This is a genomic window from Mycoplasmopsis synoviae ATCC 25204 (genome assembly GCF_000969765.1).
Taxonomy (GTDB): domain Bacteria; phylum Bacillota_I; class Bacilli_A; order Mycoplasmatales; family Metamycoplasmataceae; genus Mycoplasmopsis; species Mycoplasmopsis synoviae.
The window spans coordinates 647,511-665,412 of record NZ_CP011096.1 but is presented as its reverse complement, the minus strand read 5'-3'; the positions used below and the strand labels follow the sequence as shown (position 1 = coordinate 665,412).

The 17,902-nt window shown below is 27.0% G+C and carries 14 protein-coding genes; 11 read left to right on the top strand and 3 right to left on the bottom strand.

Features of this window, described 5'->3' with window-relative positions; genetic code table 4:
* The first annotated feature begins 142 nt into the window (after positions 1-142).
* From topA to fmt, 8 genes are all read left to right on the top strand, one after another.
* Positions 143-2,020: a type I DNA topoisomerase gene (gene topA, locus VY93_RS02890; protein ID WP_020002986.1), complete on the top strand. Its 1,878-nt coding sequence runs from the start codon at positions 143-145 to the stop codon at positions 2,018-2,020.
* Positions 2,021-2,060: 40 nt separating this feature from the next.
* Positions 2,061-3,482, top strand: a complete 1,422-nt coding sequence (locus VY93_RS02885) for a GA module-containing protein (protein WP_020002985.1) — start codon at positions 2,061-2,063, stop codon at positions 3,480-3,482.
* A 15-nt stretch (positions 3,483-3,497) separates the two neighbouring features.
* Positions 3,498-6,470 (top strand): DNA polymerase III subunit alpha, encoded by a 2,973-nt coding sequence (dnaE, locus tag VY93_RS02880; RefSeq protein WP_020002984.1) that lies wholly within the window; start codon positions 3,498-3,500, stop codon positions 6,468-6,470.
* Entirely contained in the window at positions 6,470-7,342 is an 873-nt protein-coding gene (locus tag VY93_RS02875; protein WP_169584136.1) for a 5'-3' exonuclease, read from the top strand. The genes dnaE and VY93_RS02875 overlap by 1 nt, the downstream gene beginning before the upstream one ends.
* A complete protein-coding gene (locus VY93_RS02870; protein ID WP_020002982.1) occupies positions 7,330-7,836 on the top strand; it encodes a nucleoside/nucleotide kinase family protein in 507 nt (168 codons plus the stop codon). The genes VY93_RS02875 and VY93_RS02870 overlap by 13 nt, the downstream gene beginning before the upstream one ends.
* 97 nt (positions 7,837-7,933) lie before the next feature.
* Complete coding sequence (locus VY93_RS02865; RefSeq protein ID WP_020002981.1) at positions 7,934-8,962, top strand: replication initiation and membrane attachment family protein; 1,029 nt, start codon at positions 7,934-7,936, stop codon at positions 8,960-8,962.
* Positions 8,963-9,052: 90 nt separating this feature from the next.
* Positions 9,053-9,928 (top strand): P-loop NTPase family protein, encoded by an 876-nt coding sequence (locus tag VY93_RS02860; protein WP_020002980.1) that lies wholly within the window; start codon positions 9,053-9,055, stop codon positions 9,926-9,928.
* Positions 9,916-10,758: a methionyl-tRNA formyltransferase gene (gene fmt, locus VY93_RS02855; RefSeq protein WP_020002979.1), complete on the top strand. Its 843-nt coding sequence runs from the start codon at positions 9,916-9,918 to the stop codon at positions 10,756-10,758. The genes VY93_RS02860 and fmt overlap by 13 nt, the downstream gene beginning before the upstream one ends.
* Here the strand turns inward: fmt and ptsP are convergent.
* The 3 genes from ptsP to VY93_RS02840 all read right to left on the bottom strand — a co-directional run bounded on the left by ptsP (position 10,750) and on the right by VY93_RS02840 (position 14,552).
* Positions 10,750-12,456: a phosphoenolpyruvate--protein phosphotransferase gene (gene ptsP / locus VY93_RS02850; protein WP_020002978.1), complete on the bottom strand. Its 1,707-nt coding sequence runs from the start codon at positions 12,454-12,456 to the stop codon at positions 10,750-10,752. The two genes, fmt and ptsP, sit on opposite strands and share 9 nt — an antisense overlap.
* Positions 12,457-12,541: 85 nt before the next feature.
* Positions 12,542-13,918: an FAD-dependent oxidoreductase gene (locus VY93_RS02845; protein ID WP_020002977.1), complete on the bottom strand. Its 1,377-nt coding sequence runs from the start codon at positions 13,916-13,918 to the stop codon at positions 12,542-12,544.
* An 82-nt stretch (positions 13,919-14,000) separates the two neighbouring features.
* On the bottom strand, positions 14,001-14,552 hold the full coding sequence (locus VY93_RS02840) for a thymidine kinase (RefSeq protein WP_020002976.1): 552 nt from the start codon (positions 14,550-14,552) through the stop codon (positions 14,001-14,003).
* Between the two features lie 62 nt (positions 14,553-14,614).
* Between VY93_RS02840 and whiA the strand changes: the two genes are divergently transcribed.
* From whiA to VY93_RS02825, 3 genes are read left to right on the top strand one after another with little or no spacing between them, the layout of a single operon-like run.
* Positions 14,615-15,469, top strand: coding sequence for a DNA-binding protein WhiA (gene whiA / locus VY93_RS02835; RefSeq protein ID WP_020002975.1), 855 nt, complete (start codon positions 14,615-14,617; stop codon positions 15,467-15,469).
* Between the two features lie 43 nt (positions 15,470-15,512).
* On the top strand, positions 15,513-17,156 hold the full coding sequence (locus VY93_RS02830) for a potassium transporter TrkG (RefSeq protein ID WP_020002974.1): 1,644 nt from the start codon (positions 15,513-15,515) through the stop codon (positions 17,154-17,156).
* Positions 17,157-17,158: 2 nt separating this feature from the next.
* Entirely contained in the window at positions 17,159-17,854 is a 696-nt protein-coding gene (locus VY93_RS02825) for a potassium channel family protein (protein ID WP_020002973.1), read from the top strand.
* Positions 17,855-17,902 lie beyond the last annotated feature (48 nt).

Genomic DNA, 17,902 nt, shown 5'->3' with positions numbered 1-17,902 from the left:
ATAAACTTTTTAATTTTTTTAAGCTGGTAAATTTGAAAATTTATAGGCCCATTTTTTGGTGCTTTTCAATAAAATATTTTTTAAAAAAAGTTTTTTGGTTAAAATATGCATTATATTTAAAATAGTCACTTTAGGAATTTAAATGAATAAATTAGTAATTGTCGAATCACCAAATAAGGTTAAAACCATCCAAAAATATTTAGGAAATGACTACAATGTTATTTCTTGTGTTGGTCATATTTATAAAATGAAAACCTCAGGACCTTTTGGTCTTGGAATTGACTTTGAAAACTGAGAACCATTATATGAATTTGATAGCACAAAGAAAAAAGTCGGTAAAGAATTAAAAGACTCACTTAAAAAAGCGCAAATGGTTTATATTGCAACTGACCCTGACCGTGAAGGTGAGTCTATCGGAGAGAATTTAGTTTCATATTTAAAACTAAATGACAACTACAAAAGAGTTACATATAATGAAATTACCAAAGATGCTATTTTAAAAGCCTTTGATAATCCTCACGATTTAAATTGAGCTTTAATTAACGCTCAAAAATCAAGAAGAATGCTAGATAGAATTATCGGTTTTAGATTATCTAAACTGCTACAAAGCAAACTTCAAAATGCACCAAGTAATGCTTCAGCTGGAAGAGTTCAATCTATCGCGCTAAAACTTGTAATTGATCGTGAAAGAGAAATTTTAGCCTTTGTTCCTACTAAATATTGAAAATTAAACGCGTTTTTATTAAATGAAAATTCACTTAAAGCTCAATATTTTAATGAAGAAAATTCAAGTGGACAAAAAGAGTGAATTTTTGAAAGCCAAATCAAAGAAGTTAAAGAGTTTTTTGAGAAATTAAAAGACAAAAAAGTTAAAGTTACAAAAATTAATGTAACTGAAAAGAAAAATAAAGCTTTAGTTCCATTTAAACAAGCTGCAATTTATAAAAGAAGTCCATATTCAGCGGCAATGACTCAAAGCACACTTCAAAAATTATACGAAGGTTATGGTGATGGCGGGCTAATAAGCTATCCAAGAACCGATTCAACTAGGCTATCTCAAACCTTTGTTAATCAAGCTAAAAAGTTTATCGAGTCTAAATACGGAAGCGAGTTCGTTTCTAGTGAAGTAAAAGGTTTTACTGGTGATCAAGATGCCCATGAAGCTATTCGGCCAACTGATTTAAATCTTTTACCTGAAAATCTTGAAAAACTTTATCCAACAATTTCTAGCAACGAAGTTAATTTATATAAATTAATCTACGAGCATACTTTAAAAGCTTTAATTAAGCCTCCTGTTATTAAATCAAAACAATATATTTATCAAGTTGATAAATACTTATTTAAAAATTCATTTGCTACCGTTACTTTCCAAGGATACTACTGCGTTAGTGCACCTGAAGAAAAACAAGAAAAAGATCCGAATTTCGAAATTAATCAAGAAGTTACAGTTAATAATTTTGCATTTGAAGATTTAGAAACCAAGCCTACTCCTAGATATAACGATGGATCGCTAATTGAAGCTCTTGACGATATTAAAGTCGGAAGGCCTTCAACTTTTGCTTCAACTGTAAAAATAATTAAAGATAGACAATACGTTGAAGTTTTAGATTCAAATGCAATTAAGCCAACTGATTTTGGAATGATTGTATTAGATAAACTAGTTAATAATTTCCCTGAAATAATTAATGAAAAATATACAGCCGAAGTTGAAGGTCAGCTGGATTTAATTTCAGAAAATAAATTAGAAAAAAATCAAGTAATGCATGATTTTTACACTAAATTTAATGAATTATATGATCAAGTTGCTAGCACAATGGAAAAAACAAGGCTAGAAGATAACTTCCTTGATGAAGATTGTCCTGATTGTTCTGGAAAGCTACTGATTCGTTTAAATAGAAAAAAACAAAAATTTATCGGATGTAAATCATTTCCTAATTGTACCTATACAAGAAGCTATGAAGATCCTAATGCTAAAAAAAGATATTATAGAAATTATAAAAATACAAACAAGTCAAATTAGTTTTTATTAATATAATTATTAATATAGGCAATTAATATTAATGAAAGTTTCATTGAAAACATTTAAAAAAATATTACTAATATCGACATTAACTCTAACTTCAATAGTTAGTTTTTCTGCTTATAGCAGCGTTAATATTAATTCAAAGCAAAATGTTTCCGCTGTAGACCTAAATAAAGTTCAATTAAATTCTGAAACTGCAGCTCAAAATTCGCAAGATAAAGTTACTAAAGAAAAATTAAAAAGTCTCTACGATGAAGTTGTAAAACTTGATAAATCTAATTTAGAAACAAATCCTTTAAATTCGATTCTTTTAGTTTTATATAACGAAGCAGATAAAAATACTTACGTTAATTTATTAACTGAAGTTAAGACTTTATTAAGTAATGAAAGCGCTACAGAAGAACAATTAAATTCTGCTTATGAAAGATTAAATGCTTTCAAGAAAAAACTTGATGAAAACTATAAAGATGCACTTGCGTTTTTAAATACATTAAGTTATTTATTAAGCGATGAAAGACTTTATTTTATTAATCAAGTTAATGCTGCAAAAAATAATCCAAATCAAGTAGCGCATTTTGCTCAATACGCAAGCGCGCTAAATTCTCAAGTTAAAGATGCAATAGATCAAATTGCAACTCTTAAAGCATTAAATGAATCACAAGTTTCTAGATTTAATGTTAGTTTAATTGCTAATGCAAAAACTCAAGACGAAAGAAATAAAGTAGTTCAAGAAGCAAGAGAATTAAACGAACAAATAACTGCTTTAGCTAATTTAGTTAATACTTCAAATTTAAATAATTTAAATATCGAACAAATTGAAGCTAAATTAAAAGAAATGCAAACTAAAGGCATTGACACTTCAATTTATTCTTATTTATTAGACAATCAAAAAAAACTTAAATCACTTCAAGATTTATATTCAAATTTAAATAATTATTCATATGAAAGTTCAGAATTTGATTCACTAAGAGAAGAAGTTTTAAATAATTTTTCAAATGGTGTTTTAGTTAAAAGTATTGCATTTGAATATTTAAATAAAATAACAAATCTTCAACAATACCAAGCACAAGTTATAGCTCAAAAAAGTTATGATTACATTCAATTTGTGCAAGCAATTTTTAATGGTAACGAAGAAATATTTAATCAATATTATGAAACTGAATTTAATAAAGATTATCCAGATTTAGGAGAATTTTTAAAATCAAATTCATTTTTTGAACTAGAAGAAAAAGAAAGCCTGCCACTTAGTTATTTTGAAAAATTTGACAAATTAAATTTTAAAAATTCTAATCCATTAGTTGATTCTGCAATTCAAAAAAGAGTTGTTAATTTCAAAGAAAATCAACCAATAAATTACAATTACTTTTACTTTTTATTTTTAGCATTCCCGATAGCATTTTTACTAGCTGGATTTTTAATTTTAAAATTAACAAAACCTAAATTTACAAAAAAGAAATAGCAACATAACCACAAGATGAATAACAAAAAACCTATTTATTTACATTTAAAAACTGAATTTTCTTTTTTAAATTCTGCCATTAGATTAAATAAATTATTTAATTTAATTGAGAGTCAAAAAATTGAATATTTAGCAATAACAGATAAGGAAAATTTATACGCACTTCCTTATTTATTAGAGTTTCGCGAAAAATATAAATTTAAATTAATAATAGGTTGTGAATTCGAATTAGATAATAAACTTGAAGTTATAATTTTAGCTAAAAATTTAGCAGGATATAAATTAATAAACGAATTAATTTATCAAAAATCAAACAATAATTCTATTAATCTTTCTGATTTAAATTCAGAAAATATTTTTGTTATAGATTCAGATACAAATGGTTATTTAAAAAATAAAAAAAGCTTAGAAGTTGAACTTCCAAACTTTTTTTATAATTCAAAATTTCAATTAGAAAACAAAGACAATGTAGTTTATGCGCCTGTTAAAAAAATAATTGATAAATTTGAAAACTTTACCTTAAATATTCTTGACAAAATTAGAGAAGAATTTAAAGAAAATAATAACTTTGACGATTTTTATAGCGAAGAAGAATTTAATGATTTAGATGAAAAAATTTATCAAAATACATTAAATTTAGCTGATCAATGTTTTGAATTAGAAATTGATAAAGAAATTAAGCTTCCTGAATTTTCAAGTAATTCAAAGGAAGAAATCGAAAGCAAAATTAAAGCATCAGAAAGAACTAAATATTTACTATTAAACTACGATAAAGATTTAGTAATTGAAAGAATTAATTATGAGTTTTCAATTATTAAAGAACAAAATTTTGTTGATTATTTTTTAATAATAGCTGATGCATTATCATGAGCTAGAAAAAATAAAATAAGTATAGGACCAGGAAGAGGAAGCGTTTCTGGTTCTTTAGTTGCATACGTGCTTGAAATAACTGATGTAAACCCTTTAGATTTTGATCTGCTTTTTGAAAGATTTTTAAATACCAAAAGAGTTACTTATCCTGATATAGATATCGATATTCAAGACGATAGAAGAAGTGAAGTATTAGATTATATTTTTGAAAAATACGGACAAAAAAGATGTGCTCTAATTACTACTTTTTCAACACTAGGCGCTAAAAGCGCAATTAAAGATGTTGGTAGAATGCTTGGGATTTCAAATTCTGAAGTTAATTTAGTTACAAAAACAATTAATGACTTTGATAAAAACTTAACTTTAGAAAGTGAATACAATAAGAGAAATTCGAAATATAAAGCAATAGTTAGTAAATACGAAAACCTTCATGAATATGCAACTTATATTGAAGGACTATATCGGCAAACTGGAGTTCATGCTGCAGGTATTGTTATTGCAAATAACGATATAACAAATTACTTTCCAATTAATAAAGTTTTAGATAAATATAATCAAGTTCAATTAAGCCTTGAAAACTTAGAAAAATATGGGCTTATAAAAATAGATTTTTTAGGATTAAAAAATTTAACCATTGTTAAAAATATTGAAAATCTAATTAATCCTAAACTTCATTTTGATAATGTTATAAATCAAAACTTAAATAAATTTATTGATCATAAAACTTTTTCAATTCTTAATGATTTAAAAACCGAAGGAATTTTTCAACTTGAATCTGATGGAATGAAAAGAGCTATCTCACAAGTTAAAATAGATAGCTTTGAAGATATATACGCGATTATTTCTTTATATAGACCAGGACCATCACAATACATTCCAATATATGGAAAAAATAAAAAAGATCCAAGTCAAATTGAAAAAGTTCATCCAATTTACGACAAGATAGTAGCTCCTACTTTTGGAATAATCGTCTACCAAGAACAAATAATGCAAATCGCTCAAGAAGTAGCTGGTCTTTCGTTTTCAGAAGCTGATTTACTTAGAAGAGCAATATCGAAGAAAAATTCTCAAGAACTTAAAAGCTATAAAACTAAATTCTTTGAAGGTGGAGCTAAAAATAATGTTTCATCAGATCTATTAAATAGAATCTATAGCAACATTGAAAAATTTGCTGATTATGGATTTAATAAATCGCATGCCGTTGCTTATGCAGTGCTTGCTTTAAAACTTGCATTTTATAAATCTAGATATCCTTTTATTTTTTATAAAGTTTTACTTGACAATTCATTTTCTTCGCAAGAAAATACTTCAAAGTATGTTCAAGAAGCAACTAAACTAAAAATAAAAATAAATGCAGCTGATATTAACATTTCAAGTTTAAATACAGTTGAAGAAAATAATAATCTTTATCTTTCATTTTTAACTATTAAAGGTTTTGGAGAAAACTCTGCAACTAAATTAATTCAAGAAAGAAATCGTGCTGGTAAATTTAAAAATTTTTTTGATGCTGCAATTAGGCTAGGAATGATTGGTATCAAAAAAGCAACTCTGTCACTTTTAATTAATGCAAATATTTTTAGAAGTTTTGGAAATATAAATACTTTAATTAATTCATTAGAAGACGTAAGTAACTTTGTTGATTTAATAAACAAAAAAGTTAAAAAAGCTTTTATGGCTTTAGATAAAAGCGAACAAACTGATGGAAAATGAATTAGTTTATATGAAGACTTTGCAAGAGAAGAACAATTTCCAAATATCTTAGATGAAGTTGAAATTTCAGATAAAGAAATAATGGATTTAGAAACTAAAGCTTATGGAATTTCTTTAAGTGTTATCGATGAATCAAAAGTTGAAAATGAATTCTCGCTTAATTCACTTAATGAAAATGAAACAAGAAATTTTAACGTTATCTTAGAAGAATTTGATGTTAAGTTAAATACCAATAGTAAAAAAGTTAAAATAAATGATGGTAAAGTTTCTAAGTTTGCATTTGTAAGTGATTATTCACTAAGCATATTTAATAAAGAGTTATTAAATAAAAAAATAAATGTAACAGTTACTCTTAAAAAATCAAGAAGTAACTTTAAATACTTGCTATTAGAAAAATGGAGTTTATAATGGAAAAAGCTTTAATTATTGATGGAAATTATTTAATGTTTCAATCATTTTATGCAACATATAGAGGTGATATAAATGTCATTTTAAGAACAAGTAATGGAACTCCTACAAATGCAATTACTTTATTTTTAAAACAGCTAGTTAAATACTTAGTTTTTTATAAACCAGATTATTTATTTATAGCCTTTGACGCAAAAGAAAGAACTAAAAGACACGAACTTTTAGATGGCTACAAAGCTAATAGAATTAAAGCTCCACAAGAGCTATTTATTCAATTTGATTTAATTAAAGAAATTCTAAAAGAAATGAAAGTTTTTTACTATGAATCAACAGGTGATGAAGCTGATGATTTAATAGCAACATTTTGTAAGAATTTCGAATCACTAGAAAAATTTATTTTTTCAAGAGATAAAGATTTGCTTCAGCTAGTAAATAAAAATACAAGAGTATTTTTCAAAGACGAAGAAGTTACATATTTAAATTTTTTTGAAAAATATCAAATTAATCCAGATCAAATAATTGACTTTAAAGCACTAAAAGGAGATTCTAGCGATAACCTTCCAGGAATTAAAGGAATTGGTGATAAAACAGCTATTAAATTATTAAACGAATTTAAAACTTTTGAAAACATTTATCAAAATTTAGATTCAAAATTAATAAGTGAAAAAGTTAAAAATAATTTATTAAAAGGTAAAGAAAATGGAATGCTTTGCTATCAACTTGCTAAGTTAAATTATGAGGTTGAAGTTTTACCTAAAAATTTAGATTTATTTAAATTAAATATAGATTTAAAAGCTTCTGAAAAAATTCTTGATGAGCTTGAACTTAATACAACAAAGAAAATGCTTTTAGATAAAAGATGATTGCAGTAGTTGGAAAAGTATGTTCTGGTAAAACAACATTTTTAAAAAAACTAGAACAAGAAGGCAAAAAAGTATTTATCGCAGATGAATTTGTTAAATCTTTATATGAAAACAAAGATTTCTGCCAAAAAATACAAAAATTAATTAATTTTGATTTATTAACTAAAAATAAACTTGATAAATTTAAAATTAAAAAGTTATTTTCTGAAAATAAAGATCTTTTTGAAGAATTTGAAAAGCAAGTTCATTTAGAAGTTTTTAAATATTTATCAGAAAATAAATTTGATTTTGCCGAAATACCGGCATTAAATTCAAAACATGCTAATTTTTGCAGTCTTATTAGCAAAATTTATGTGCATAAAGTCGACGAAAACACTAGAATAAAATTTTGTAAAAAAAGAAATGTGGATTCTGAAGCTTTAAAAATTTTAGACGCGTTAAATTCTTATAATTGGACAGATTTGAAAAATTATAATGGAATTTTAGTTGTGGATAAGTTGTAAATAATTTTATTTTTTTAAGATTTTTTGAAAAAAAGTTTATAACATTTCCATTTTGTTTTTTATAATCATTAAGACTTAATTTTAGAAAGGGTTTTTTATGGAACAAACTAAAGAATATTCATTGAAATACGATAATTTAAAAATCTATTCAGAAACTGATTTAAGTGAATATGATTTAGTTAATCTTAGAAAACTTTATTCTCCAATTATAGGTAGCGTTGCTATCTCTTTATATTCACATTTTTTTGATGCATTAAGCAGTCCAAATAATGTTAATTCAATAAGCTATAGAGATTTAAGTTTATTTTTATTTGAAACACCAGAAAAAATTCATGATGCAAGAAAAAAACTTGAAGTTTTTAACTTAATTGAAGTTTTTGAAAAACATGACGAATACAGCATCATAATTAAATTAAATAAACCTGAAACTAAAGAAAGATTTAAAAATAATTCACTTTATTCAAAATACTTAAGAAAAGCTCTTGGTTTTGAAAAAGCAAATCAACTTCTTTCTAGTTCAACTTTTAATTTTAATGATAAATCACTTACAAATGTAACATCAGGATGAGTTGACTTTTTAGATCAATACAAAGATTATTCATTCCAACTTGATCAAAACTTAAAAAACAACAAAATTGAATTCATTAAAAGTCAAATGAAGAATTACTCATTTGAGGATGAAAACATTTATTTAAATTCAAATTCATCAAGTTATAACCTAAATTTAGTAACTAATGAAAAAAATAATAATTTATATGAAGTAATCAAAAAAGAAAAAGTTGATTTTTATCTTCAATTCCAACATGGAATTAAACTAAGTGAAGAAAAAAATACTTTACTTAAAAATAAAATTTCATTTTGAAAAAGTCAAATTTTTAATGAACATATAATTAATTTAGTTTTATTTTTAACATCTAAACTTCGTAAGTTTAATAAAGTTGAATCTTGATATTTAGAAGTTGATAAATTAATTACAAAAATTTGTAAAAAAGAAGCTTATTTAAATTTTGAAATGGCAGAAGAATTTGTAATTAAAACTTATTTAGAATCAGATTTAGATAAAACTTCTCTAAACACTTACATATCTGAAAAAAATAATTATTTTAAATTCAAAAAAGCAGTTTAAAAATTTCAAGTCTAACTTGATTTTTTTATTTTTTTAGTTAATTATTTTTATTATAATTAAAGAAGAAATTTAACAATTGGAAACAAAATTATGGATCAGCAGAAAATCATTAAAGAAGAAAAAAATAACTTACTTAAAAACAAATACATTGCAAAAAAAGTTGCTGAATTAAATATAACTGATGATGAAATTATAGAAAACGCACTTAATTTTATTGTTATGGAAAATAGCATAAAAGATAGCGATTCTGCATTTTTATTTGATGTTTATCGTGATGAAAACAATAAAATTAAATTCTATTGAAAAGTAAGAAAAAACGAAGCTGCTCGTCAGTGAAAAATTGAAAGAAATTTAATTCTTACTTCAATTTCAAGTCCTTATAATACAAATTTTATTGATAAAAACTTTTTTGAAAAATATAAAGATATTGCTTCAAAAAGAATTTTAAAATATGCCAAAACTTTTGCTGAAAATCTTAAAGAAAACAAAGAAATTCCAAGTATATTTTTTACATCACAAGGCACTGGTCAAATAAGTGATTTTATGTCTAGTTTTGCTCTTCATTCATCTTTATATGTTAGAACAGCTTACATTAACATAAATGACTTAAATGTTTTTTATAAGAATTCATTTTCTTCAAATTCTCAAAATAATTATTTTGAAGTAGATAAATTAGATGAAGTAATTAAAGAACTTTCTGAAGTTCCTGTTTTAGTTTTAAATGAGCTAGGAATTAGTAAATTTACTATTAATTTTTTAAATGCAGTTTTAATGAAAATTTTAGAAAACCGTTATAAAAATAATAAAACTACATTAGTTAGTTCATATCAACCAATTGATAAATTAAGCAAAAAATTAGTAAATAATGAAACTGATAATTTATTTTTAGAAACTTGTTTTAATAAGTTTTTATTCATCTTAGATAATTTATGCACTCAAAAAGAGGCTTTAAAATGACAAAAATAGTTTTAGCTGGTACTCCAGAATTTTCAGTCCCTATCTTTAAAGAAATAATTAAAAATTTTGAAGTAGTTGCAATAGTAACGCAGCCTGATAAACCAGCTAAAAGAGGACAAAATCTTCAAGAAAGTCCTGTTAAAAAATTAGCTTTAAAATACAATTTAAAACTATTTCAACCAGAAAAAATATCGATGATATACGAAGAGCTTAAAGAGCTTGATTTTGACTATATGCTTACCGCTGCATTTGGTCAATATATTCCTGAAAATATTTTAAATTTACCTAAAAAGTTTCCATTAAATATTCATGGTAGTTTGCTTCCTAAATATAGAGGAGCAGCCCCTATTCAACATGCACTATTAAATAACGAAACTGAAACCGGCGTTCAGCTTATTATAATGACCAAAAAAATGGATGCAGGTGATATTTTAAAAGAAGCAAAAATAAAAATAGAAGAAAGCGATATTTCTTTAACTTTATTTGAAAAATTATCAAATCTTGCTGCTGAAAATATCGTTTCATGAATTCATGATTTAGATCAAAATAATTATCAAAGAATTATTCAAGATGAATCTAAAGTAACGCTAGCTAGCAAGCTTTTAAAAGAAGATTCTTTTTTAGATAAAACTAAAACCAAAAAAGAAAATATAGCTAAAATTAAAGCCTTTGCACTTAATCCTGGAGCTAGATATATAAACGAAAATAATAAACTAGTAAAAGTTTATTTTGCTACTGAAAATAAAATAAAAAATGCGCCAGTTTTTACTTGCGTAGATGGCGACATTTTTTTAAATGATTATCAAATTGAATCTAAAAAAAGAGTAACTCTAAAGTAGATTTTCTGATTTTAAATATTCAAGCACTTGTGTTTCTGTTTCAAGTGATAATGCGTGGTTTGCGATTTCTTTTGCTCTTGCAAAAGTTGTATTTCTAACTAAATCTCTAATAGATAAAACGCTAGATGCTGACATTGAGAATTTATCAAGACCTAGTCCTAATAAAATCATAAATGCTCTTTTATCTCCAGCCATTTCACCACACATTCCAGCTCATTTTCCATATTTATGAGCCCCATCGATTATCATTTTAACTAGTTTTAAAATTGATGGATTTAATGGTTGATATAGATATGAAACATTTTCATTCATTCTATCGCTGGCCATTGAATATTGAATTAAATCGTTAGTTCCTATTGAAACGAAATCAGCGTATTTACAAAACTGCTCAGTTAAAACGGCTGCTGCTGGGGTTTCGATCATTAAACCAAGTTCAATATCTTCTCTTTTTGCGACTTTAGGATTTGCGCTAGAAACTTCTTTATAGCATTCTTCAAATGTATTTTTAGCTCTTAAAAATTCATCTAAAGTTGTAATCATTGGAAACATTACAGAAACTCTACCAAATTCTGATGCTCTAATTAAAGCCTTTAATTGAGTTTTGAATACATCTTCATTTTGAAGGCAGAATCTAATAGCTCTAAAACCTAAAAATGGGTTAAGTTCTTCTGGAAATTTGTAGTATTTTAGAGTTTTATCTCCACCGATATCTAGAGTTCTAATTACAACTCTTTGATTATTCATTTGCTCAATTACTTTTTTATAAGCTAAAAATTGCTCATCTTCTGTTGGTCAATTTTCATTGTCCATGTATAAAAATTCACTTCTAAAAAGACCAATACCTTGAGCGTCGTTTTCTAAAACAGATTCAACGTCATTAGGAGTACCGATATTTCCTTCGATTTCAATTTCGTGTCCATCGGTTGTAATTGATTTTTTACCTTTTAGTTCTTTTAACTTGTTAAGATAGTCTCTATAAAGCTGTTCTTGTTTTTTGAACTCTGCAATTTCAGCTTCGCTAGGGTTAAGTAGCACTTCACCTTTAGTTCCATCTAAAGCTAGAAGTTGTCCATTTTGAGCATGCTTCATAATTGAATTAGTTCCAACCACTGATGGAATTCCAAGGCTTCTAGCCATAATAGCTGTATGTGAAGTAGGTCCACCGATATTGGTTAAAAAACCTTTAACGTATTTTTTATTTAGCTGAACTGTTTGACTAGGACTTAAATCCTCGGCAACAATAATTACTTCTTCGCTAATTTGAGTTAAATCAGTTTCTTCGATGTTATTTAGTGCGTATAAAAGTTTTTTACATACATCACGAATATCAGCTGCTCTTTCTTTCATATAAGCATCATCCATGCTTTCAAAAATAGCAGCAAAATTATTGTAAAAACTTTTAGTTGCATATTCAGCAGTATAGCTATTGATATTAATATCGTTTCTAATAGCCTCTAGCGCTGATGGATCTTCTAAGAAATTTAAATGCGCTTCAAAAATAGCAGCGTGCTCAGAACTTGATGCAAGCTTAGCAGATGCCTGAATTTTAGTTTTAACTAATTCTCTAGCATTGTCATATAGCTTTAGCTCCTCATCTTTGTTATTTGTCTTTTGAGTAATATCAAGAGGAAGTTCTTCAATTTTAAATACTTTGGCAATTGCAATACCTTTTGATGCGGCAATACCTTTTATTAACATAAATCTCCTATTTTTTCTATTTTTTATATTATATAAAATTCGCTCTTTTAAAAATAAAAGCCCTGTTGGGCTTTTATTTGAATTATTAAGCTTTATATTTTAAACCAAGTGCTCTTAAAACTGGAACTAAAACAAAGTTAAATGGTTTGTTAAAGTGAGGAAGGAAAAATACATCAGTTAATGCAAGTTCAGGAAGAGTAAGTCCTCTTTGAATTGCAAGAGCTAGCATATAAATAATTTCAGCATGAGAATCTTGTCCTCAAGAACCAACTTGAGCTCCAACTAATTTAAGTGTTTTTGTATCGTATACGATTTTACATGCCGCTTTTTCATAGTGAGCCATAAATTCTGGACGATCATTATCTTCAAAATAAACCTCAGCTAAGTTTTCAAGGCCATTTTTTTCACCTAATCTTTTTGTAAATCCAGTTGATGCATATTTACAGTCAAATACGCTAACAGCATTAGTTCCAACAACTCCTGGGAATTTAACATCCATTCCAGCAAGGTGCAGAGCTGCTACGATTCCGGTTTTAACTGCGTTTGTAGCTAAAGCTACGTGAGCATAGTCGTTTGTAATTACGTTTTTAAGAGAAGCTGAATCACCAATTACATAAACGTTTTCATCTGAAACTGATCTTTGGTATTCGTCAACTTTAATTGCTCCATTTGGAAGTTTTTCAACATCTTCAACAACTGCAGTTTGTGGTCTAAATCCGATGCAAAGAAGCACTAAATCAGCGTCATAGCTACCTTTGTTGGTTTTAACCCCAGAAACATGCACACCATCTTTTGAAGTAAATTCTTCAACACTTTCACCAAGACGAAGATTAACTCCACCTTTACGCATGTTTTCTTCCATTTTGTCTGTAAATTCAGGATCAAAATAGTTAGGAACAACTCTATCTTGAACGTCGATTAGAGTAACATTTTTTCCTCTAACGTGGAAAGCTTCAACCAGCTCAACACCAATATATCCTGCTCCAACAACTACTACGTTTTTAACGTTTGGATCTTTTGCTTTGGTGATTATTTCCTCAGCATGTTGGAATAACTTAGAAAGTAAAACATTTTTTAAGTCTTTACCTTTAAATGGAGGAACTATAGGTCATGTTCCTCCAGCAAAAACTAACTTATCGTATGAATCTTCGAATTCTCTGCCTGTTTGTAAATCTTTAACAACAACTTTTTTGCTTTTTCTATCGATTTTTACAACGTCGTGTTGTGTGTGAAGTTTAACTCCGTATTCTTTTGTTAAAACTTCTGGAGATGAATAAAATAATCCAGCTGGATCTTTAAACATTCCTCCAACTCAAACAGCAATACCACATCCTAAAAATGATACGTTTGTATTTCTATCATAAGCTACAACTTCAGCTGATGGATTTACTGTTTTTAAGGTTCTTAAAAATGAAGTTCCGGCGTGATTTGCACCAACAACTATAATTTTATTGTTTTCCATAAGGGCCTTTCAAATATTTTTATATTTAACGGTTATATTTTACAACTTTCAACAAAAATTATCACGAGAAAATTTAGCGTAATTATCTTAATTTATGGCAGTTTCTGCATCTTGCTTCATACTCACTATCACCTAGTAAATTTCGCTCATTATTATCTACTTTTCTATAGGTCATATTAGCCACTCCATGGCAGTTCATACACACCGCTTTTAGCTTTTTAATTTTATCAGCAAGGCAGCATAATTGCGAAACAACTTCAAAAGGTTTTCCTAAATAGTCCATGTCAAGTCCTGATACTATGACTTTGTATTTTTTTTCGATTAGCTTTTGGATTTCAGCAACTATTGACATATCAAAAAAATGCACTTCGTCAAAGGCAATCACTTGAGTGTCTTTTTTGATGTGGTTTCATATATCTTTTGGATCTTTTAAATTAATAGTTTTCATTTTAGATCCAGTACGGCTTACTATATGATTAACGCTCCATCTAGTGTCAAAATCGGGCTTAAATGAAAGCGGTTTAAAACCTGCAATTTGATTTACATTTAAAATTCTAATTATTTCATTTGATTTTCCGGCAAACATAGGTCCGGTGATTACTTCAAGCGAACCGATATCGTATTTTCAACGCATATATTTTTCCTTTTGTTATTTTTTGGTTTAATTAATTAAGATACTATAAATGATAAATTGTTATGAGAAAAAAAGCATCTTTTTCTTTTGAAATTAAAAAAGAAATTTCAAATCAAGTTAAAAAGAAAAAAGAAATTAGAACTTTCATTAATGGAGTTATTTATTCCAATTCAATTTTAAAGAATAATTTCTATATTTTAAACTTTAAAAACAAGCAAGCTCTAGATATTATTTTAAAACTATTATCTAAAGCTCAAATTAAATATGAGTTTGAAAATAATTTAATCAAAATCAGTACTAAAGACTTAGAATTAAATTTTGATTCATATTATGAAAATTATTTAACTTTCTTTTTTTCTGGGATATTTTTCGGATCAGGATCGCTTAATTTAAGCGTGGGATCTTTTCATCTGGAATTTTCATCTAGATACTATGAAATTTTAATACAAATTCAAAAAAAATTAAATGAATACGATTTTAATTTTAAGTTGCTTAAAAGAAATCAAAAATATACCCTTTACATTAAAAAGCAAGAACAAATTCTTGATTTTTTAGCTGCAATTAATGCCAAAGAAGCATGGTCGCTAGTTCAGCAGCAAAAAATCGATAAAGATATGAATAACGCTTCAAATCGAATTAATAATTTAGATTTTAAAAATGAGAAAAAAGTAACTAAAGCATCAAGTGAATTAATTAAAAAAATTAATTTTATTTTAAATAAAAAATTAAATTATTTTTTCAATGAAAAAGAAATGCTTTTTCTGCAAGAAAAGCTGCAAAATAAAAATGCATCGCTGGCAAGAATGTGTGAAATTATGCAAGAAAAGCATAATTTAGAAATTACTAAAAGTGGGCTAAACCACTACGTAAGAAAAGTAAATAAAATTTATAAAGAAAATAAAAAAGCTCGCTTATAGAACTTTATTTTGTTAAAATATATACACTTTTTGATTGGAACTAATGAGATTAAAAAGATTTAGAAACTTTATAAAAAATAAACTTTATAAAGTTAATAATTCAGTTAATAGATATAAACTTAGTTTTAATAAAACTATTTATTTATTTTTAGCCTACTTTGTGATCATTTTGATTTTTAGTTTAATTTTATATTCTCCTATTACTCAAAATGAAACCTTTGCAGGGCAAAAAATAACTCCGCTAAATTATTTAGATGTAGTCTTTACTACATCAAGTGCTTTTAGTGATACCGGGCTAGTTATTGCTGATTCATATAATCAATGAAATATCTTTGGTCAAGCTTTAATTGCTACCTTGATTTTTTCAGGTGGAATTGGAGTTTTTGCACTAAAGATTTTTATTATAAATTGAATTTTTAGAAAAACTAAAATTACTCTCACTGATATGAACCTGATGCAATCAGAAAGAGGAGGAAGTGGTTTTAGAAATCCAACTCAAGTGGTTATTACTTCTGTTAAATTTTTAATTGCAGTAACTATTATTTTTGGATTTTCACTAAGTTTTTATTTTTATTTCACTGACGTTAAAATGACTCCCGGAATTAAAGATTATTTAGGAAGTAATTATATAAGTCCTAAAGGATCTTGAAGCCTGGCTTTTAGATTTGGATTTTTCCATACAATCTCGGCTTTAAATAATGCCGGTTTTGACATTATGTCATCAAATTCTATAATGCCTTATTATGGTGCAGTAGAGCTGCAAATTTGTATGATAATTCTACTTATCATCGGTGGAATTGGTTATCCGGTTATCTTTGATATCAAGCTAGCCATTGAACATAAAATAAAAGGTAAAAAAGGAAGACATCGTTTTAGTTTGTTTTCTAAAGTTACTTTCGTTATTTACTTTTTAGTTTTTGCAATTGGTACTCTTTTAACTTTCCTGCTAGAGACTACTTCAAAAGATCCGCATACTTATTGAAATAAAATTTATGTCCCAGATGAGCTAATGGCTGAATACAATCAATATTTATCTGATAGCAGCCTAGTTCCTAGCTCGCAGCTACAACATTATTTGAATAATGGCCAAATGTATGGAAGTGTATTTCAAAAGTCTTTTGGAATAGTGTTTATCAACTTTTCTTCAAGATCAGCCGGATTTACTTCTGTTGTAATTAGTGATTTTAGTTTTCCTACAGTGCTACTTATAGGCCTTGAAATGATTATCGGCGCTTCTCCGGCTTCAACTGGTGGAGGAATTAGAACAACTACTTTTGCGCTATTTATAATGGCCATAATTAGTATGTTTAGATCAAGAAAAGACATCACTTTATTCAAGCGTCAAATTTCAAAAGAAAATACCGAAATGACTTTTAAAGTTATCGCGCTATCGACTATATTAATAATAATAGGAACATTTATACTTTCTACTTCACATAGTTTATATGGCGGAAAATTAAATAATATTAATTTAACTGGAATCTTTTTCAACGTAGCTAGCGCCTTTGGAACTAGCGGCCTTTCCGCCGGTGGAATAAGCAAATTAAATGTCGCCTCAAAGATAATGTTGATTATAATTATGTTTGTAGGACAATTTGGAATTTCGTCAACGCTTCTAGTTTGAAAAAGAAAGAAAAACAAAGAAAGTCAATTTAAATATTTAGAAGAGGAATTAGCAATCGGATAATTATGAAACTAATCAAAAAAAATAATTCACAATCAAATGCAATTTGTGTTATTGGAGCTGGAAGATTTGGTTCAGCTGTTATTACTCAATTAATTGAAATCGGTAAAGAAGTAGTTGCAGTTGATAAATCAGCTGATAATTTAAAACAATTTAAAGACGAAATCGATGAAGTAGTTATTTTAGATGCAGCCGATATAAAAGCGCTAAAGGCTATTAACATTCAAAGATTTGAAACAGTTGTAGTTGCCGTTGCCAATATCGATAACATCGAAATAGTATCAGCTTTATTAGAGCTTAAAGTTGCCAATATAATTGCTCGTGCAAGCACAAAGCGTCACGCTAGAGTTCTGCGTCAAATGGGAGCCAATATTATCGTTAACCCCGAGCAAGAATCAGGAACAAGAACTGCGGTTATTGCAGCTAATGAAAACTTTGCACTTTATTCAGAATTTCTTCACGAACTTGTTGATGATTTTGTTATTGGATTTTCAGATGTTAAAAATCCAACTATATTCGATAAACCTATTAAAGATTTAAATTTCCCTGCGATGGGAGTGACTGTTGTTTTAGTTAGAAGAAACGGACAAACTTATCAAATAACAGGGGATTTTGTTTTAAAAGAAAACGATCAAGTTTCAATCGTTGGAAAAATTCCAAGCGTTAATTCAGTCTTCCAGTGACTAAATAGCGTTAACTAAAAAAAGATAAAACAAAAAGTACTTTTTACAGTACTTTTCTTTTTTGGT